Here is an 18,949-nt window from a genome sequence, read left to right as displayed (position 1 = left end):
GCTCGCTGCGCCACTTCGTGCCCTGTGCGCCAGTTCACGGGGCGCATAGCAGCGGAAGTGGCGCACCTGCAGCGCTAGCCGCGAATCTCGAAATCGATCGTGACGGCGCCGTCCGCGGCACCTTCGTCAGCACCTTCCTCGACCACCTCGACTGCGCGAACGTGCGCCCACGGCGGGCCGGTGCGCATCCATTCGACGAGAGCAGCGACATCCGTTTCAGCACCTTCGAAGAGCGCCTCGACGGCGCCGTCCGGTCGGTTGCGTACCCAGCCGCCGACGTTGTGCGCTTGCGCTTCAATGGCGCACGAGTAACGGAATCCGACGCCCTGAACGCGCCCGTGAACGAGCACCCGTCGTCGAATCATGCAACTATTCTTGCCCCACCGCCGCGCACGCTGGCGCACACGCAACGAAACGTCGAAGATGGGAGAGCACGGTCAGTACGGGCAATGATGCCACGAACGCATGAAGGCAGGGCAGGCGAGCGATGGGCACGCACGAGGTCATCAATCAGGTTCCGCCGCGATCCGGTCTCGACGAGTTCGCGCTGAATGCGCCGCTGGTCGAAGCGGTCGCGCACTACGACGCCGGGTGGGCGATCCCGCAGCTGCACCGCGTCGGGCGCATTGTCGGCACCGCAGAATTCCAGCAGGACGCCGAGCGCGCCAACACGCTGAGGCCGGTGCTGCACACCCATGACCGCTACGGTCACCGCATCGACGAGGTCGAATACGACCCGTCGTATCACCGCATTCTCGCCTCGGCGGTCGCGCACGGTGCGCACACGTCGGCGTGGGCGCAGCCTCGGCCCGGCGCGAACGTAGCGCGGGCTGCCACGTTCATGCTCTACGCGCAGGTTGAGCCGGGGCACGCGTGCCCGGTCTCGATGACGCACGCAGCGGTGCCCGCGCTGCAGACCACTCCGGAACTCGCAGAGCGCTGGCTGCCGCGGCTGCTCAGCCGCGAGTACGATCCGAATCTGCGTGCGGGGGCGTCGTGGGGAACGCCATCCGCTCTGTTCGGAATGGTCATGACCGAGAAGCAGGGCGGGTCGGATGTGCGCGCCGGCACAACCCGTGCGATTCGCGCCAGCAACGCAGACGACAACGGTTGGCGGCTCACCGGCCACAAGTGGTTCTGCAGCGCACCGATGTCCGACGGCTTTCTGGTGCTCGCGCAGGCGCCCGCCGGGCTGAGCTGTTTTCTCGTGCCCCGTGTGCTGGGCGACGGGATGCGAAACGTGTTCCGCATCCAACGGCTCAAGGACAAGCTCGGCAACCGGTCCAATGCATCCTGCGAGGTCGAGTTCGAGGGCACGGTCGGGCAGCTCGTCGGTGAGGAAGGCCGCGGAGTGCGCACGATCATCGAGATGGTGGCCCGCACCCGGCTGGACTGCGTGCTGGGCACAGCCGCCGGAATGCGCCAGGCGGTGGCAGAAGCGACCTGGCACGCCCGGCATCGGCGCGCATTCGGAGCCGAGTTGATCGACCAGCCGGCGATGGCATCCGTTCTGGCCGACCTGGCGCTGGAGTCGGAAGCGGCGACGGCAACAGCGTTGCGCCTGGCACGCGCGCACGACGCGGATGCGAGCGATCAGGAGCGGGCGTTTCGCCGCCTCGCCACGTCGGTGTCGAAGTACTGGATCTGCAAGCGCGGGCCGGAACACGCTTACGAAGCACTCGAATGTCTCGGCGGCAACGGCTATATCGAGGAGTTCCCGCTCGCGCGTCGCTATCGCGAACAGCCGGTGATGGCCATTTGGGAAGGCTCAGGCAACGTGATCGCCCTCGACGTGCTGCGGGCGCTGAACCGCGAGCCCGACACGGCGGATGCGTTCGACCTCGAGGTCTCCCTGGCCGCCGGTGCACATCCGGTGCTTGACGCACACCTGCGGCAGACCCGGCGGATTCTGCACGAGGTCGCCCAAGCGGATGCCGTCGGTGCGGCCCTCGCCGCCCGTCGACTTGTTGAGGCGATGGCCCTCGCACTTCAGGCATCGCTGCTGGTGCGCTCGGCTCCCTCTGCCGTCTCGGACGCATTCATCCACGCACGGCTTGGACCTGATCGTGGCAGGCTCTACGGCACGCTGCCTCTCGGCGTCGATACGTCGGCGATCCTCGCCCGCGCCTGAGCGGCGCCATGTTGGTCGAGTAGCGCCCGAGCGCAGCGAGGACGCGTATCGAGACCGGACTGTGTTCTGCAGATGGCCCTTGGTCTCGATACGCTCGCTCGCTGGCGCTCGCGGGCTACTCGACCAGCGGGGAGGTGCTCGCTCGCTGGCGCTCGCGGGCTACTCGACCACCGAAGAGGTGCTCGCTCGCTGGCGCTCGCGGGCTATTCGACCAACGGGCTTAACGGTCTCGAGTCACTCGACCGGCGAGGTGCGCGCGCGGCGCTCTGCATCGCGGGCGTTCACCCGCGCGTTCTCGGCGCGCACGGCAGCCTGCGTCGCACGTTCCGTGACCAGCCACGCGGGTGGCGCCGCCAGAAGTTCCTGGATTTGTGCGGTGGTCAGCGCATCCGTCACGCCCGCGCGTGCGAGGCCCGACACCGAGACGCCGAGCTTGCGCGCCACGACGTCGCGCGGGTGCGGGCCGTTCAGGCGCAGTTCGATGAGCCAGGCTGGCGGTTCCGCTTGCAATGCCGCGAACGCCGAGCGGCTGATCGGCTCGTTCTGGAAAGCCTCCGGGCAGGCCGGCAGACAAAGCCCCAGCTTCTTGGCTGCTGTCGCCGGCTTCATCAGTTGTGACTGCTGCGGCCGTTTCGTGGCCGGCTGTGCAGCGTTCGGCGTCTCGTTGCTCATCGCTCCAGCGTATCCTGACAGAAGTCACGCAGCAGGCGGGCGCCGCAGACAGGGGAGATGACGATGGCCGCGGATTCACACACCCGACCGAGACGCGAGCCTGTCGAGCCGTTCCGCGTCGGCTATGTGCGCGGTGTCACGCCGGCGAAATGGGCCCGAATCTGGGGGCAGCGCCGGCCCGATCGTCCCCTCGAACTGGTGCGCACCGACACGGACCAGACGGATGTCTTACGCGACGGCCGCGCGCAGATGGCGTTCGTGCGGCTGCCGATCGACCGCGACGGACTCAATGTCATTCCGCTCTACACTGAGCTCGCGGTCGTGGTCGTTCCCAAGGATCACGCCATTGCCGCCGTCGACGAGATCAGTCGTGCCGACCTGCGCGACGAAACGGTGCACGACGCTTCGGGAGACATCGAAGAGACGATCGCAGTCGTCGCGGCCGGCGCCGGTGTCGTGATCGTGCCGCAGTCCATCGCCCGGCTGCACGCCCGGCGTGACGTGACCTATCGTCCGGTGACGGATGCGCCGTCCACCGACATTGCGTTGGCCTGGCCCGCGCACACCGCCGATTTCCACCGTCCGGATGCCGACAGCGTCGCCGTCGACGATTTCATCGGGGTCGTCCGCGGGCGCACCGCGCACAGCTCACGCAGTGTCACAGCCCGGCCGGCCAGCGCGGCGCAGAAAAAGGCGAACGCGAAGGCGGCCAAGGCTGCGAAAGGCGCCGGTGCTGCGAAAGGCGCCGGGCCCACCAAAGGCACCGGGTCTGCGAAAGGCGCCGGTGCGGCGAAAACCGCCAAAGCGGGCAAGCAAAGCGCTGTAGGCAAAGCTGGCAAGAAGAGTTCGGCGGCCAAGCGACCGAAACGAAAGTCATGACGACGATCGCGCTCACTGGTTCCACTGGACACATCGGCGGGATCGTGGCCCGCACACTGGCGTTGGATGCCGCGCATCGAGGTCGACTTGTGGAGGTGGTAGGGCGGCCGTCGCTGCGGCTCGTGGCCCGAGAGTTGTCGCGGGTGCCGCGCTTGGACGGCGTCGAACTGGCTCGAGCGGACTACGCGGATGCCGCCGCCGTTCGGCAGGCGCTCGCCGAGGTCGACATCGTATTCATGGTGTCTGCGACCGAGAGCGCTGATCGATTGGCGGCGCATCGAAGCTTCATTCAGGCTGCCGCGCAAGCCGGCGTGCGGCACCTGGTCTACACTTCCTTCGTCGGCGCGGGCAACGCTGCGGGTTTCACGCTCGCCCACGATCATGGTCTCACCGAGCAGGCGATCCGCGAGAGCGGCATGACATTCACGTTCCTGCGCGACAATTTCTATCTGGATCTCTTGCCGTTCTTCGCGGATGAGGCCGGAGTTATCCGCGGGCCCGCCGGTGAGGGGCGCGCCGCTGCGGTGGCCCGAGCAGACGTCGCGGACGCGGTCGTCGCCATCCTGAACGAACCGGCTGCGCACGAGAATGCCGTGTATGAACTGACGGGGCGCGAGGCGCTTACGTTCGCTGAGCTGGCCTGTCGGGTGAGTGCGGCGACCGGTCGCTCGGTCACGTTCCACAACGAGACCGTGGCTGAGGCGTATGCGTCGAGGCAGGCGACGTATCCGGATGCCGAGCAGTGGCAGTTGGACGCGTGGGTCAGCACCTACACCGCTATCGCCGACGGCGAGCTCGAGCGCGTGACCGGCGATGTCCAGGCGCTCACCGGGCATCAGCCGCGACTGCTCGAGGACGTGCTGTAACCGGTGCCAGTAGAAGAAACGACTGCCGTGGCCGCTGCGGACGACGCTCGCCCGTCGTTGTTGACCATGATCGCGGATGCCGGCGGTGCGGGCACCACGATCGCGCGCGCGCCCGGCGTTGCGACCGCCCCGAGCCCGGATGACGTCTTCGACGCGTTCAGCGCGTGGGTGAGCGCGGGCGGGCTCACGCTGTACCCGGCGCAGGAAGAGGCGCTGATCGGTGTGGTGTCCGGCTCGAACGTGATCCTGAGCACTCCGACCGGCACCGGCAAATCACTCGTGGCGGTTGGAGCGCACGCCGCCGCTCTCGCGGACGGGCGCCGCACGTTCTACACGGCACCGATCAAGGCCCTGGTCTCTGAGAAGTTCTTCGCCCTCGTCGACACGTTCGGAGCCGAGAACGTCGGCATGATGACGGGCGATTCGTCGGTCAATGCGGATGCGCCGATCATCTGCTGCACCGCCGAAATCCTGGCGAATCTCGCCCTGCGAATGGGACCGGCGACCCCGGTCGGTCAAGTTGTCATGGACGAATTCCACTTCTACGGCGACCCCGATCGCGGCTGGGCATGGCAGGTGCCGTTGCTCACCTTGCCGAACGTGCAATTCATTCTGATGTCGGCGACGCTCGGCGACGTGACCGGCCTCGCGAAAGATCTCAGCCGGCGCACCGGGCGGGAGACCGCAGTCGTCACGGGTGTCGAGCGGCCAGTGCCGTTGCACTATTCGTATGCCCTCACGCCCACGCACGAGACCATCGAAGAGCTGCTCGAGACCCACCAAGCGCCGATCTACGTCGTGCACTTCTCACAGTTGGCCGCGCTGGAACGTGCGCAGGCTTTGGCGAGCGCCCGCGTCGCATCCCGAGAGCAACGCGATGAGATCGCCGAAGCGATCGGTGATTTCCGCTTCGCGACCGGTTTCGGCAAGACCCTGTCGCGGCTGCTGCGCCTCGGCATCGGCGTGCACCACGCCGGCATGCTGCCGAAGTACCGCCGCCTCGTCGAGCAGCTGGCTCAACGCGGGCTGCTACGCGTGATCTGCGGCACCGACACGCTCGGCGTCGGCATCAACGTGCCGATTCGCACGGTACTTCTGACCGCGCTGACCAAATATGACGGTGTGCGGATGCGTCAACTCAACGCTCGCGAATTCCATCAGATCGCGGGGCGAGCGGGCCGCGCGGGCTACGACACCGCTGGAACCGTCGTTGCCCAGGCGCCCGAGCATGAGACCGAGAACCTCAAAGCGATAGAGAAGGCCGGCGACGACCCGAAGAAGCGCCGCAAGATCGTGCGCAAGAAGGCGCCGGAAGGGTTCGTCTCGTGGGGCGAGCCGTCGTTCCGCAAGCTCATCGCGGCCGAACCGGAGACGCTGCGCTCCAGCATGCAGATGACCAGCGCAATGCTGATCAACGTGATCGGACGCGGAGGAGACGTGTACGAGCACGTGCATCAGCTCATCTTCGACAACCACGAACCGTGGAAGAATCAGCTCGCACTCGCGCGCCGCGCGCTGGGCATCTACCGCACCCTGGTCGCAGCAGGCATCGTCGAGCAGCTGCCCGCCGCGGGTCTCGATACGGGTCTCGATACGCTCGCTGGCGCTCGCTACTCGACCACCGGTAGCGCTGGGCGAGTAGCGAGTGACGGTAGCGCTGGTCGAGTAGCGAGTGACGGTAGCGCTGGTCGAGTAGCGAGGAACGAGCGTATCGAGACCTCCGCCGCACCCGCCGTCCAGATCCGGCTGACGGTCGACCTGCAACCGAACTTCGCGCTCAACCAACCTTTGTCGCCGTTTGCGCTTGCCGCGTTCGAGTTGCTCGAGCCGGAGACGTCTGCGACAGGCACGACCGGCATCGGCACCGGCAACTACGCGCTTGATCTGATCTCAGTCCTGGAGTCGACACTCGATGATCCGCGCCCGGTGTTGTCCGCGCAACAGTTCTTGGCGCGCGGCGAAGCCGTTGCAGCGATGAAGGCAGAAGGCATCGAGTACGACCAGCGGATGGAACTGCTCGAACAGGTCACTCACCCGCAGCCCCTGGCTGAACTCCTGGCGCAGTCTTTCGAGACGTACAGTGCTCATCAGCCGTGGGTGCGCGACTTCGAGTTGAGCCCGAAATCAGTCGTTCGTGACATGTACGAACGAGCTATGTCGTTTGCGGAATATATCTCGTTCTACAAGCTGCCCCGCTCAGAAGGAGTCGTGCTCCGCTACCTGTCGGATGCCTATCGTGCGGCCAGGCAGACGATTCCGGACGACTTGAAGAACGAGGAACTGCTCGACCTCATCGAGTGGCTCGGCGAGCTCGTGCGACAGGTCGACTCGAGCCTGCTCGATGAGTGGGAAGAACTCATCCACCCCGACGCCCTGCTGCTTGACGCGCACGCACGCGCTCGCGGCGAGACGCCGATCGTGCCGCCCGCGCCGCGCAACGTCACGACGAATCGCCGCGCATTCACGGTGCTGGTGCGCAACGAGTTGTTCCGGCGGGTTCAGCTGGCCGCGCTCGAACACTACGAAGAGCTCGGAGCTCTGCGCGATGACTACCCGGCGGGTGCCTGGGCAAGCGATCTCGACGCATACTTCGCTGAGCATACGCAGATTCTCACCGACGCGGACGCCCGCAACCCGATGATGCTCGTCATCGACGACAGCGCAGCGGCAACCGATCACGTTTGGCGCGTGCGCCAGGTGTTGGCTGATCCGGCGGGCGATCACGACTGGGGGATCGACGCGGTCGTGGATCTGGCCGAATCGGCAGAAGAAGGTACCGCCGTCGTGCGGGTGAGTGGCGTCACCCTGCTCTAGTCCGTTGGCTCGGGTTTTCGCTGGTCGAGTAGCCTGCGAGCGCCAGCGAGTGGGCGTATCGAGACCTCCGTGGCTTGCATTACCAGGTCTCGATACGCGTATTCGCTGCGCTCATGCGCTACTCGACCACCGGTGGTTGCGCTCATGCGCTACTCGACCACCGGTGGTTGCGCTCATGCGCTACTCGACCACCGACGGTGGCGCTCGCTACTCGATTGCCGGCACACATCAGCGCGGGAGGCGAGCGCAGTCGATGCAGAGTTCGGCGGCGGGGCGCGCCCGCAATCGAGCGGCACCGATCGGGTTGCCGCAGCGGGTGCAGCATCCGAAGCTGTTGTCGTCGATGCGTGCGAGCGCTGCGTCGATGGCGGCCCTGTCGATTTCGGCCGACGTCACGAGCCCGTCGAGGCTCGACCACTCCTGCGACATCGTCGGGCCCTCGGGATCGTGTTCGTCATCGGCCGATCCGTCGGAACGCGCCAGTCGCACTTCGGTCATCGAGTCGGTGAGGCGCGCGAGGTGCTGGGCGGCATCCGCTCTGCTTGCCTGCAGGATCGCGCGGAAGCGCCGCAGCTGCGCAGGGGACAATCCGCTCGAATTCATATGATCAGCATGTCAACTCAGCCGATGAAACGTCTGAGGAGCGGCAATTCAGGCGGTCGGCGCTTAGGCTGTGGTGACCAACGGCGCGTCTTCGTCGAGCACCCACTCGTTGAGGGAACCATCGTAGATCGCGACATCGGAATGCCCCAGTCGAACGAAGGCGAGTGCGGCGGCCGCGGCGGCAAGCCCGCCGCTGCAATAGGTGACGATCTTGCGGTCGGGGGCGTAGGCATCCGCTAAGAAGGTACGCAGTCCGTCGAGCGGCAGAAGTTCGTTCGTGTTCCGGTTGATCAGGAACGTTGCGGGTGCGCTGAAACTGCCGGGGATATGCCCGGCGCGAGCTCGATACACGACCTGCCCCGTGAACTCGTGGCGGGGGAGCGCGCAGACAAGCACGGCATCCGCGTCGCCGTCGACAATCGCGCGCACGAATGCTTTGTCGACCCAGAACTGTGGCCGTTCCTCGGCGATGAAAGAGCCGACCTGACGCGGCGCCACATAGCCCAGGTCGATCGGCCGTTGCTCCGCGCGCCACTTGCGGAAGCCGCCGTCGAGCACGGCAACGTTGTCGTGCCCGAACGCGCGGAACAGCCACCAGAGGCGGGCAGCGCAGTGCCCGACGGAATTGTCGTAGACGACGACTCTCGTGTTGTTGTCCACACCGACGGATGCCGCAGCCCAAGCGAATCGCTTTGCCGTCGGCTTGTCGAGCCCCAGCCGGCCGTCTGGATCGCTGAAGTCGGTGAGGAGATCTGCAAACACCGCGCCTGGAACGTGCCCGTGCACCAGGTACTCCTCATCCCCATTGACATAAGCTGGCTTCTCGCCGGGTCCACCGAGTTGCAAAACTGTGGCGTCGATGATGACGAGGTCGTCGGACCCGATGTGATCGGCCAGCCACTGCGTCGACACGGTCGGTCCGACCAGTGCCCGACGGCTGCTCGCCGGCGTGCCGCCGTTGTCGGGCGCGAAGACAGTGGTGATGGTGCTGGTCACGCGCACAACGCTAGACGAGGCTGTGCACGCATGCACTGGTCACCGAAACACGCGGTAATACGCGCGTCAAACCCAGGATGGATAGCCCAGCGCCCGGCGCCCAGCGCCCAGCACCCAGCGCTTGGCGCGCGGGCGCCTCAGCAGTCGGGCACGCTGACGGCCAGGCCGCCCTCGCTCGTCTCTTTGTACTTCGTCGACATGTCGAGCCCGGTGCGCCGCATCGTTTCGATGACCGTGTCGAGCGAAACCAGGTGGGTGCCATCACCGTGCAATGCAAGGCGAGCGGCTGAAACGGCGGTCGAGGAAGCGATGGCGTTGCGTTCGATGCACGGCACTTGCACGAGCCCGCCGACGGGGTCGCAGGTGAGCCCGAGGTGGTGCTCCATCGCGATTTCGGCCGCATTCTCCACCTGCCGCGTCGTTCCACCGAGCACAGCGCACAGCCCGCCCGCCGCCATCGCGCAAGCGGAACCGACCTCGCCCTGACAGCCGGCCTCTGCGCCTGAGATCGACGCATTCGCCTTGAAGAGCGAGCCGATCGCCGTGGCCGTCAGCAGGTAACGGTGAATGCCGTCGCGGGACGCACCGCGCACGAATCGAAGGTAGTAGTGGCCGACCGCCGGAATGATGCCGGCCGCCCCGTTGGTCGGCGCTGTCACAACGCGCCCGCCCGATGCGTTCTCTTCGTTGACGGCAAGCGCGAACGCATGCAACCACTCGATCGACGTGTCGCGGCCCGGGTCAGCCGCGCAGGCCTCCAACTGCTCGCGTACCGCAGCCGCACGACGCTTGACGCCGAGGCCGCCGGGGAGGATGCCGCTGCCGCCCAGTCCAGCGGTGACGCTTGCGGCCATCGCATCCCAGATCGCGTCGAGGCCGCTTGTGATCGCGTCTTTGCCATGCAGCTCCACCTCGTTGCGCAGAGCGATCTGGTCGATGGTCAGGTCGTTTTCGTCGCACAGCTCGAGCAGGTGCGCTGAGGTCGCAAACGGATACGGATGCGCCGCGTTCTCCCCGAGGCGCGACGTCTCGCCGTCACGCTTGATGAATCCGCCGCCGATCGAGTAGTACGTGCGCTCGGCAATCGGCGCCGAGTCGTGGTCGTTCCATGCGGTGAGCGTCAGCGCATTCGGATGACCCGGCAAACGGGTGCGCGGCTCGAACACGATGTCGCCTTGCTCCATGTCGATCGGATGCGTGCCGTTCAGCAGCACTCGCCCGTCGCCTGAGCTTTTCGCGTTCCCTGAGCTTGCCGCGTTCCCTGAGCTTGCCGCGTTCCCTGAGCTTGTCGCGTTCCCTGAGCTTGCCGAAGGGCGACCGTCTCCAAGGGAAGGCCCGCTCTCCGCTGCTCGAGCTGTTCCGGCAGCACTCGCGGAGTCACGTGTCTCCCCGATCCGCGACAACCGCACCACAGGCAGCGTCGCGTTCGATCGGCCCGGCAGACTCGTCCAGGATCCACGAACATGCTCAGGTTCGCATGTTTCGGGGCTAGCGCCGGCGAGCCCGGCGATCACAGCATCCGGAGTTCCGTGGCCGATCCCGGTTGAGCCGAGCGAACCGTAGAGCGTGCAGCGCACACGATTGACAGACTCGAGGACCCCGTCTTCCGCGAGGAAGTCGGCGAATGCCCGTGCGGCCCGCATCGGTCCGACCGTATGCGAACTGGAGGGCCCGATCCCGATTGTGAAAAGGTCGAGGGCTGAGACGTACGCTGTCACACACCCCAGCGTACGGCGGATGCCGCGCAAGAGTCTTGTGATTCGTCGCACGTTCCTGCGTTGTGCTGCTTCGCGCACGCGAGTCGACGTTCCGTCCGCTGGTCGAGTAACGAGCGCCAGCGAGTGTATCGAGACCGGAGAGCCGGACTGCTGGGGGCGGGGTCTCGATACGCCTGCTCGCTGCGCTCGCGGGCTACTCGACCAGCGGGGAGCGCTCGCGGGCTACCCTCCGAGACGGCTGCCCTTCGGCAAGCTCAGGGACCGGGCCTCCTCAGGGCATCGCTCGACCACGGGTCAGGCAGTCGGGCCGTCGTCCTCGCCTACCAACTCGTGTGAACGGACGGCATCCCAGCGGCTGATCCGGAGTTCGCTTTTCTCGCCGAGACGCTGCACGATCGGCACGACGAGCAACTCCGTCAGCATGAGCGCGCCCACCAGGGTGTAAAACGGCGACGGCGCATCCACCGAAATCGGCAAGACGACGTCGGCGGAGCCGGCCGCTGGGGAGAGCCGCTCGTCCGTGACGAGCACGACGGTCGAGCCGTGCAGCTTCGCAAGGGCGGCTAAGCGCACGGCACTGGCCTGATAACGATGGAAGTCGAAAACGAGGCAGACCGACTTCGGGGTCAGGTCGATGAGCTGGCCGAGATCTTCGCCGAACGGGTCAAGTAGCAGCCGCACGTGCTCGCGCACCTGTTCAATGCTGGTTGCCAGGTGCCGGGCGAGCACCCCACTGAACCGTCCTCCGAAGATGACCAACGGCCTGCCTGGCGTCGAGAGCAGCTCAATCGCACGTTCGAGTTCAGTCGGTGGAATCGCCGCAAGCGAGTCGAGTGCCCGGGTCGCCACCGTGCGAGCGCGACGCACCAGCAGCTCCGATTCGGAGCCCGGCTCCGCGTTCCACGGCATCTTCGCCAGCGGTCCGTGGTTATGCAGCCGCAGTTCGTTGCGCAACGCTGCCTGGAACTCGCGAAAGCTCTCGAACCCGAGCGCTACGCAGAAGCGCACGACGCTGGGTGCACTGACGCCGGAGTCGGCGGCAAGGGCCGCGACCGTGCGCAGCCCGGCACTCGGGTAGTCGGCAAGCAGCGCGCGAGCCACCCGTCGTTCAGCAGGACTCAACTCGGTCAGGCGTTCGGCGATAATTTCGGAAACGCGAGACCCGGCATCCGACGCCAGGCCGGTAGCCGCAGCCGCAGCCGCAGCATCTGCGCTCTCCGCGCCGGCGTGCCCAGCATCCGGACCTACAGCATCCGGACCCGCCGGATCTGGACCCGCCGCATCCGTACCCCGAGCAACCGTATCCCGAGCATCCGGACCTGCCGCCGCGATCATGCGCTGCTGCGCCCTGCATCGATCGCGCGCGGCCCGTCGGTGATTGCCCGAGTCTCCGTTTGCAGTGTTCGCAGGTCGATCGCGACGATCGTTTCGGGTGCGAGCGGTTCCCAGCCGACGATGTCAAGGCCGGACGATGCGAAGATGATGGTGCCGTCATCGAGGCGCTTCTGCCGCATCAGGTAATACGCGGTGCGATGATCCATCGGGAGTTCCGTGTCGCTCAGTCCGCTCGCGTCGAATTCTTCGTTCGGGATCTTCGCTCCCTGGCTAGCGTGGATCGCGATCAGATGCGTGGGCGAGAGAAGCAGTGCATTCATGCTCGCGTGCGGGAACAGCGGCCGTAGCTCGTGCACGGCAGAGTGGACGGCATCGACGATGCTCTGCCCGGATGCGATAGCACTGCGGATTACGGCGAAGTAGCGTTCGCTGTCGGTGTCGCCCTTCAGCTGCGCGACGATCTCGGGAGCGATGCGCTCCTCGAGCAGTTCGAGTGGGGCCAGACCTCCGTTGTGGGCGAAGGCGAGTCCATCCTCAATAAACGGATGCGTGTTCTGCGGCTCGCAGGCCATCCCGTCGCTCGCCATGCGCAGGTGGGTGATCTGTGCCCGCGACGCCTGCTTGGTGAGCACATCGGTCAACTGCTCATCGTGGATGCCGGATTCGGGGGAGCGCACGGCTTTCAGCGTCGGCGGTCGGGTGCTGTCGTCCAGACGCGCATTGCCCCAACCGTCCTTGTGGAGCACGGCCATGTCTTGAAACACAGCGCTCTGCGTGCCGCCGAGGATCGACTCCGTCGTGCGGGAATGCGCCGACGCGTATCCGAGAAGTCTGCACATGGGATGCCTTTCCGGCCGGGTCGTCTTGCTCGGCAACACGTTGTAATAAAAGGAACATATCAAGCAAAAATTTTAGAATCGTAATGACGTCGACACAATTATCTGCCACGATATCGCTATGTCGACTCCCGAAGCGCTTCCCGTTCACCCGACCGAGGAAATCGCCGAACTGCGCGATCAGCTGGCAGGCGAAGGCGTCGAACTGGTGATCGGCTCCATCTGCAACTCCGCAGGCATTGCACTGGCGAAGAGCGTTCCGCTGGAACGGCTCGGCACATTTCATGCGGCCGGGCTCGGTGCGTCGCCCACCTGGAACGTCTTCTGCATCGACGGAGTCATCGCGTTCACGGACAACGTCGGCGTCGTCGGCGACCTGCGGTTGCGGCTCGACACGGATGCTCTCCGCGTGCTCGACGACGGCCTTGCCTGGGCTCCGGTCGAGATCTTCGATCAGGACGGCAGCCCGTCGCCGACCTGCTCCCGCGGCCTCCTGCGCGAGGTCCAGTCCCGGCTGGAAGCAGCGGGCATTCAGGCTCGTGTCGGGCATGAGCTGGAATTCACTCTGACCGCGGCCGACGGAGCCCCGTTCTCCCGCGCCCACTGGACCCCATACGGATTCGGCCCCCTCCTGGATCATGAGGCCTATGTTCGCGACCTGCTCGCCGCAGCCGAAGCGGCAGGGCTCGGCATCGAACAGTTTCACGCCGAGTACGCCGCCGGCCAGTTCGAGTTCTCGTTGCCGCCCGCCAGCCCACTCGACGCAGCGGATGCCGTCATGCTGGCCCGCCTGCTCGTCTCGCGGGTCGCGCGCCGGCACGGGCTCCTCGCATCATTCTCGCCGTTCCCGTTCGCCGGCGGTGGCGGAAACGGGGCACATCTGCACTTCTCGTTCGCCCGTGGCGGCACTCCGTTGTTCTCCGGCGGCGACGGCCCGCACGGCATCACCGCCGACGGCGGTGCCGCGATCGGCGGCGTGATCGAGGCGCTTCCGCACATCGAAGCGGTGCTCACCGGGTCCGTCCTTTCTGGCTCGCGCTTGCAGCCTGGTTACTGGTCAGGTGCGTTCGCCTGCTGGGGGATGGAGAACCGGGAAGCCGCGGTTCGGTTCCTCGCCGCGGGCGACGCCAATCCGCGCGGTGCCAACGTTGAGGTCAAGAGCATCGACCCGTCGGCGAACCCCTATCTGTCATCTGCGACCGTGCTCGGGGGCGCACTGCGTGGAATCACTCGCGGTACGCCGCTGCCTCCTGAAATCGAGGTCAACCCGCTCGAGCTGACCGACGCGCAGAAGGCGGCGGCCGGAGTGAGCCAGCTCGCATCCGTTCAGAGCGAGATCATTGACGCGTTTGCGGCATCTCCGCTGGCCGTCGAACTGTTGGGCGCCGACATCGTGGACAACGTGATCGCTGTGCGCCGGCACGAGATCGACGCCTACAGCTCCGCGCCAGCCGAGGTGCTGACCGAGGCATTCCGATTCGCCTGGTCCATCTGATGGGTGTGGCCGACGAGGTTCGCAACCTGATCGAACGGGTTCCGCTCGTCGACCATCACGTGCACGGCGCGTTCCGTCACGACGGCCCGCGCGCACGACTCGAGAACGCGCTCAACGAGGCCAGCACCGATCCGTTGCCCGACTGGATGGCACCGTTCGATACGCAACTCGGCTTCGCGGTGCGCCGTTGGTGCGCGCCGCTGCTCGACCTTCCGAAGCACGCGCAACCGGATGCCTACTGGGCGCGTCGAAACGACCTCGGCGAGACGGAGGTCACGCGGCGTTTCCTCAGTGCGGCGGGTGTCAGCACCTGGATCGTCGATACCGGTTTCGGGGGTGACGAGATTCTCGGGCTCGCCGACATCACGGCACTGTCGGGAGGGGTGCCGAGTCGGGAGATCGTGCGACTGGAGACGATCGCAGAGGCGCTTGTTGTCGCATCCGCTGGTGCAGCCGACTTCCCCGAACGTTACCGAGCGGCGTTGGCCGCGAGGGTGGCAGCGCACGGTGCAATTCCTGGCGCGACCCCCGGCGCCGTCGGCGTCAAGAGCGTGATCGCGTACCGCGCCGGCTTCGACATCGATTGGTCGCGCCCCACCGACGCCGCCGTGCAGCGAGCCGCTGACGGGTGGCATGCTGCCTGGCACGCCGCGTCGGCGGTGTCGGCATCGGGGCAGGCGTCGCCTCGTCTCGTGGACCCGACACTGCTCGCGTTCATCATCTACACAGCGGTCGAACAGTCGCTGCCGTTGCAGTTGCACGTCGGATTCGGCGATCGCGACCTCGACTTGCATCGCACCAATCCGCTTCTCCTGCTCGACTTTCTGCGGATGCCGCAGGTGCAGCGCGTTCCGGTGTTTCTCCTGCACTGCTATCCGTTCGAGCGTGAGGCAGGCTACCTGGCGCAGGCGTTCGCGAACGTCTATCTCGATATCGGGCTCGCTCTGAACTATCTCGGTGCCGCGTCGACGTCACTTGTCGCGCGGTCGTTCGAAATGGCGCCGTTCTCGAAGATCCTCTACTCATCGGATGCCTGGGGCCCCGCAGAACTGCACTACCTCGGCGCTCGGCTGTGGCGGAATGCCATGCAGAAGGTTGTCGGCGACTGGGTCGAAGACGACCAGTGGTCGGCGCCCGACGCACTACGCGTAGTCGAAGCCGTCACAACCGGCAATGCGCGACGGGCCTACGGATTATGAACCGTATCCACGACAGGTTGATGCACCACCTTCTGATCCGCAACACCCTGATCCGCAACACCTTGATCCGCAACACCCTGATCCGCAACCCCCTGATCCGCAACACCCTGATCCACAACACCCAGATCCACAACAATCTCATCCGCAACAACAGAGTAAGGAACGCGCATGGATGATCTGCCCCTGGTGCAGTCGGAGCAAGAACGCTCTGACGCACCGAAGTTGCGCCGCAATCTCAGCATCTGGGAGGCGATCGGCGTCTCGGTGGCGCTCATGGCGCCGTCGATGGCCGTGAACATCAACCCGCAGGGCACCGCTCTGCTGGTCGGGCGAGCTGTGCCGCTCACGTTCGCGCTCGCGACGTTCGGTGTGCTGCTGATTGCATACACCTTCGTGCGACTATGCCAGCGGTTCAACCACTCCGGATCGGTCTACGGCTTCGTCGGTGCGACCCTCGGCCCGCGGGCCGGAGCGTTCAGCGGCTGGGCGATGGCCGGCACCTACATGTTCTTCGGCTGCGTGACGACGATGGCCGCCGGCATCTTCTTGACCAACGAGATCAGCACGCTCGGCATTTGGAGGGGCGCCCCGCTCTGGCTCGGCTTCCTGATCGGCGGGGTGCTGCTGGCGCTCGTCTGGTTCCTCGCGACCCAGCCGGCAAAGGGCGGCACCCGTCTGCTGCTGATCATCGAGTCCGTGACAGTCGCGTTGATTCTGATCGTGACGATCGTGATCCTGGTGAAGTTGCTCAACGGCACTGCACCGCAGGGGCGCAGCTTCGATCTGAGCGTCTTCGCGGTCGCACCCGGCACCGACATTTCGGATGTCTTCCTCGGCGTCGTCTTCGGCTTCCTGTCGTTCGCGGGATTCGAAGCCGCCGCGACGCTCGGTGAGGAGGCCAGGCAACCGCGCAAGGACATTCCGCGTGCGATCCTTGGCACCGCGATCTTCGGCGGCGTCTACTTCGTCGTCGTCACCGCGGTCGAGGTGATGGGTTTCGGGGCCGGACCCGCCGGAATCAAAGCGTTCACCACCTCGGGGTCGCTGGTGGGGGACCTCAGCACCGAATATGTGGCAGCCTGGTTGGGCCATGTGATCACGCTCGGCGCGACGATCAGCGCCGTGGCGTGCGCGCTGGCATCCGTCGTCGGAGCGTCGCGACTGGTGTTTGCGCTGTCGCGGGATGGGCTCGGCCCGGCATCGCTGAAGGCGGTCTCGGTCAAGCACGGCGTGCCCAGCAGGGCGGTCGGAGCGGTGTCGATTGCGATCTACATTGCGATTGCCATCACCTGGTTCGGTGTGCGCGGCAATCCAAGTGACCTGTTCATCGCGTCGGGTACGGCGGGAACGTTGATCCTGTTGGTCGCGTACGTGCTGGCGACGATCGGCGCGATCAAGTTGCTGTTCTTCAGTGGCGAGCGGCATGTGCGCGTGTGGGAGATTGTGATCCCGATTCTGGGCCTGATCGTGCTGGGCTACACGCTGCTGCGAAACATCTATCCCTTCCCGGAGGGTGCGGCGTGGTGGGGTCCTGGGCTGGCGATCGGCTGGCTCGTGGTGAACATCATCGTGGTGCTCGCCCGTCCGGGTGCTGCTCAGCGTGCTGGTGAGTTGCTCACACACTCCGAGGGTCTTGCGGAGGCGCCGCCAGCGAGCGCAGATGTGCGGTAGCCGGCGGTTGATTCTGCTGGCTGATTCGGCTGGCTGACGATGCTAGCTGATTCGGCTGGCTGACGCTGCTGGCTGACGCTGCTGGCTGATTCGGCTGGCTGACGCTGCTGGCTGGCCGGCCTGGGTGTTTGTGGCTGTGTGACTGGTGTTCAGCTTGCTTTGCTGGTGCCTTGCCACCAAGCTCCCTTGCGGTGGAGTCGGATCTGTGCGCGAGAGTCGCCGGCCGGTGGCACGAGCCAATAGACGGAGCCCTCTCGTCGAATCCTCCAGTGCTGATTGTGCAAGAGCATGTGGTGGAAACGGCAGAGCAAAATCCCGTCGGCGATATCCGTTCGGCCGTGGTGTTCGTGCCAGTGGTCGATGTGGTGCGCTTCTGAATAGGAGGGCGGTCGGTCGCAGTCGGGGTGCATGCAGCCGCCGTCTCGGATGGCGAGGGCGACTCTCTGTTTGGCGGTGAAAAGGCGCTGTTCGCGTCCGACATCGAGCGGGCAGCCGTCTTCGTCGACGGTGATGGGGCGTGTGCCTGTGTCGCAGAGCAGCCGTTCAATCGTTTCCGCCGGAACCACCTCGCCGGTGTCCTCGTAGTGTCCGGTACCGATGAGGTTGCCCTCACTGTCGCGCTTGTCAAGGTTTTCCTGGGTGATGACTACTCGTACACCCGGTTGCCTGCTGCCGTAGACCGTGGCAGGGTCGGCGAGTGCTCCGGTGCGCATCGCATCAATGAGTAGGTCGAAGACCAATTGTTCGTCTGTGCGCGGGTCGGTGCGCAGTTTTTCGGCGCGCTCGGCTTCATCCTTGTCGACGAAGCGGGGCCCACCACGGCGTGGCCGCATCCCGGAGTTGACTATCGAGTCCAGCCAGGCACCGGAGTCGTCGTCGAATTCCATCCACAATGTGCGCGCGCCCGCACTGTTCGTGCCCACCCGCGCCTTTCGCGCTTCAAAATGGGCGCGGGCGCGTTCGGCGACACCGACCTGGTCGAGGCGGTCGCGCATCCATCGGGCTCGCTTTGCAAGCTCATCTGCGTTCACGCCGGCCGCGTTGGCCAGGAGCTCTTCCGCAGCCTCGCGCAGCACCTCACTGTCGCAGTCCTCAGTCGGCTGGCCGAGACCGCCTAGCAGTGCGGACGCCCCAGCCGGTGTCAGTGTGTGCTCGGCCACTGCCAGGGTGATCGGATCATGCCACGGCCGTTGCGCGGCCGCGGCCCGTGGCGGCAGACCCGATTCATCGGCCGCACCGTCAGGTGCTGAACCGGTCGCCACGCGCGTCGGTTCTTCCGCACCGGTCGGCCCTTCCGCACCGGTCGGGGCCACGCCGCCGGCTGGGTCGGCGGTTTCGCTTGCTTGAGTCGCGGCATCGGCCTGAGCCATCGCCTCGCCGAGGCGCACCTGCCGCCATGCTTCGGCCCTCGTCGAGCCGGTGACCGATTGCAGCACCCCGGCGGTGGATCGTTGGCCGCGGCGCGCGGCCAAGCCCTGATAGCCGAGCTGCCGGTTGGAGCGTTCCGAGACGATCCCGGCTCCGGCGGTGATCACCAGTTCGAACTGTGCCCGGGCGGTCGCCGCGTCGGCCAGCAGCGCCAACAAGGCGTCGTCATCCAGCCCCGCAAGAAGTCGGGGCAGACCACCCGGCGTGCCGACCGGCTCCAGCGCGGCCAGAGAGTCGGACACCTTCAGGGCGTCTTCTCTGATCTGCTGAGAGATCGACTGCTGGGGGATCGGGACCATGCTTCAT

16 protein-coding genes are annotated in these 18,949 nt (G+C 66.1%); 8 read left to right on the top strand and 8 right to left on the bottom strand.

The genetic code is table 11. From position 1 onward, the window contains the following. Window positions 1-74 precede the first annotated feature (74 nt). Window positions 75-365: an acylphosphatase gene (locus QU604_RS15905; RefSeq protein ID WP_308465593.1), complete on the bottom strand. Its 291-nt coding sequence runs from the start codon at window positions 363-365 to the stop codon at window positions 75-77. Window positions 366-487: 122 nt separating this feature from the next. Here QU604_RS15905 and QU604_RS15900 point away from each other — a divergent pair, with 122 nt between their 5' ends. After that, window positions 488-2,131 (top strand): acyl-CoA dehydrogenase family protein, encoded by a 1,644-nt coding sequence (locus QU604_RS15900; RefSeq protein WP_308465592.1) that lies wholly within the window; start codon window positions 488-490, stop codon window positions 2,129-2,131. A 234-nt stretch (window positions 2,132-2,365) separates the two neighbouring features. Here the strand turns inward: QU604_RS15900 and QU604_RS15895 are convergent, their stop codons facing one another. Continuing rightward, window positions 2,366-2,740, bottom strand: a complete 375-nt coding sequence (locus tag QU604_RS15895) for a DUF5997 family protein (protein WP_308468944.1) — start codon at window positions 2,738-2,740, stop codon at window positions 2,366-2,368. A gap of 126 nt (window positions 2,741-2,866) precedes the next feature. Here QU604_RS15895 and QU604_RS15890 point away from each other — a divergent pair, with 126 nt between their 5' ends. The 3 genes from QU604_RS15890 (at window position 2,867) to QU604_RS15880 (ending at window position 7,362) form a co-directional block, all read left to right on the top strand. Further along, window positions 2,867-3,682: a LysR substrate-binding domain-containing protein gene (locus QU604_RS15890; protein WP_308465591.1), complete on the top strand. Its 816-nt coding sequence runs from the start codon at window positions 2,867-2,869 to the stop codon at window positions 3,680-3,682. After that, window positions 3,679-4,548 (top strand): NmrA family NAD(P)-binding protein, encoded by an 870-nt coding sequence (locus tag QU604_RS15885; protein WP_308465590.1) that lies wholly within the window; start codon window positions 3,679-3,681, stop codon window positions 4,546-4,548. Before QU604_RS15890 ends, QU604_RS15885 begins: the two co-directional genes overlap by 4 nt. 66 nt (window positions 4,549-4,614) lie before the next feature. Beyond that, on the top strand, window positions 4,615-7,362 hold the full coding sequence (locus QU604_RS15880; RefSeq protein ID WP_308468943.1) for a DEAD/DEAH box helicase: 2,748 nt from the start codon (window positions 4,615-4,617) through the stop codon (window positions 7,360-7,362). A 228-nt stretch (window positions 7,363-7,590) separates the two neighbouring features. On the opposite strand, the gene QU604_RS15875 is transcribed toward QU604_RS15880, so the two are convergent. The 5 genes from QU604_RS15875 to QU604_RS15855 form a co-directional block, all read right to left on the bottom strand. Beyond that, window positions 7,591-7,965 (bottom strand): TraR/DksA family transcriptional regulator, encoded by a 375-nt coding sequence (locus tag QU604_RS15875; protein WP_308465589.1) that lies wholly within the window; start codon window positions 7,963-7,965, stop codon window positions 7,591-7,593. A gap of 63 nt (window positions 7,966-8,028) precedes the next feature. Further along, complete coding sequence (locus QU604_RS15870; RefSeq protein WP_308465588.1) at window positions 8,029-8,961, bottom strand: sulfurtransferase; 933 nt, start codon at window positions 8,959-8,961, stop codon at window positions 8,029-8,031. A 137-nt stretch (window positions 8,962-9,098) separates the two neighbouring features. Then, on the bottom strand, window positions 9,099-10,679 hold the full coding sequence (locus QU604_RS15865) for an L-serine ammonia-lyase (protein ID WP_308465587.1): 1,581 nt from the start codon (window positions 10,677-10,679) through the stop codon (window positions 9,099-9,101). Between the two features lie 294 nt (window positions 10,680-10,973). Then, a complete protein-coding gene (locus tag QU604_RS15860; RefSeq protein WP_308465586.1) occupies window positions 10,974-12,014 on the bottom strand; it encodes a MurR/RpiR family transcriptional regulator in 1,041 nt (346 codons plus the stop codon). Then, on the bottom strand, window positions 12,011-12,853 hold the full coding sequence (locus QU604_RS15855; protein ID WP_308465585.1) for a class II glutamine amidotransferase: 843 nt from the start codon (window positions 12,851-12,853) through the stop codon (window positions 12,011-12,013). Before QU604_RS15855 ends, QU604_RS15860 begins: the two co-directional genes overlap by 4 nt. Before the next feature lie 118 nt (window positions 12,854-12,971). Between QU604_RS15855 and QU604_RS15850 the strand changes: the two genes are divergently transcribed. Genes QU604_RS15850 through QU604_RS15835 form a run of 4 tightly spaced genes read left to right on the top strand, consistent with a single transcriptional unit; the run spans window position 12,972 to window position 17,215 of the window. Next, on the top strand, window positions 12,972-14,345 hold the full coding sequence (locus tag QU604_RS15850; protein ID WP_308465584.1) for a type I glutamate--ammonia ligase: 1,374 nt from the start codon (window positions 12,972-12,974) through the stop codon (window positions 14,343-14,345). Next, window positions 14,345-15,544, top strand: a complete 1,200-nt coding sequence (locus QU604_RS15845; protein WP_409349973.1) for an amidohydrolase family protein — start codon at window positions 14,345-14,347, stop codon at window positions 15,542-15,544. Before QU604_RS15850 ends, QU604_RS15845 begins: the two co-directional genes overlap by 1 nt. Further along, the gene (locus QU604_RS15840) at window positions 15,541-15,720 is read left to right on the top strand and encodes a hypothetical protein (protein ID WP_308465582.1); all 180 of its coding nucleotides are present in this window, start codon (window positions 15,541-15,543) and stop codon (window positions 15,718-15,720) included. Before QU604_RS15845 ends, QU604_RS15840 begins: the two co-directional genes overlap by 4 nt. Then, window positions 15,713-17,215, top strand: a complete 1,503-nt coding sequence (locus QU604_RS15835; RefSeq protein ID WP_308465581.1) for an APC family permease — start codon at window positions 15,713-15,715, stop codon at window positions 17,213-17,215. The genes QU604_RS15840 and QU604_RS15835 overlap by 8 nt, the downstream gene beginning before the upstream one ends. Window positions 17,216-17,364: 149 nt before the next feature. On the opposite strand, the gene QU604_RS15830 is transcribed toward QU604_RS15835, so the two are convergent. Further along, window positions 17,365-18,942 carry a DUF222 domain-containing protein gene (locus QU604_RS15830; protein ID WP_308465580.1) on the bottom strand — a complete coding sequence of 526 codons (1,578 nt, stop codon included), beginning with the start codon at window positions 18,940-18,942 and terminating at the stop codon, window positions 17,365-17,367. Window positions 18,943-18,949 lie beyond the last annotated feature (7 nt).

The sequence above is a fragment of the Rathayibacter sp. SW19 genome, assembly GCF_030866825.1.
Lineage (GTDB): Bacteria > Actinomycetota > Actinomycetes > Actinomycetales > Microbacteriaceae > Rathayibacter_A > Rathayibacter_A soli.
The sequence above is the reverse complement of the archived record's forward strand: the minus strand, read 5'-3'. Positions and strand labels throughout refer to the sequence as shown.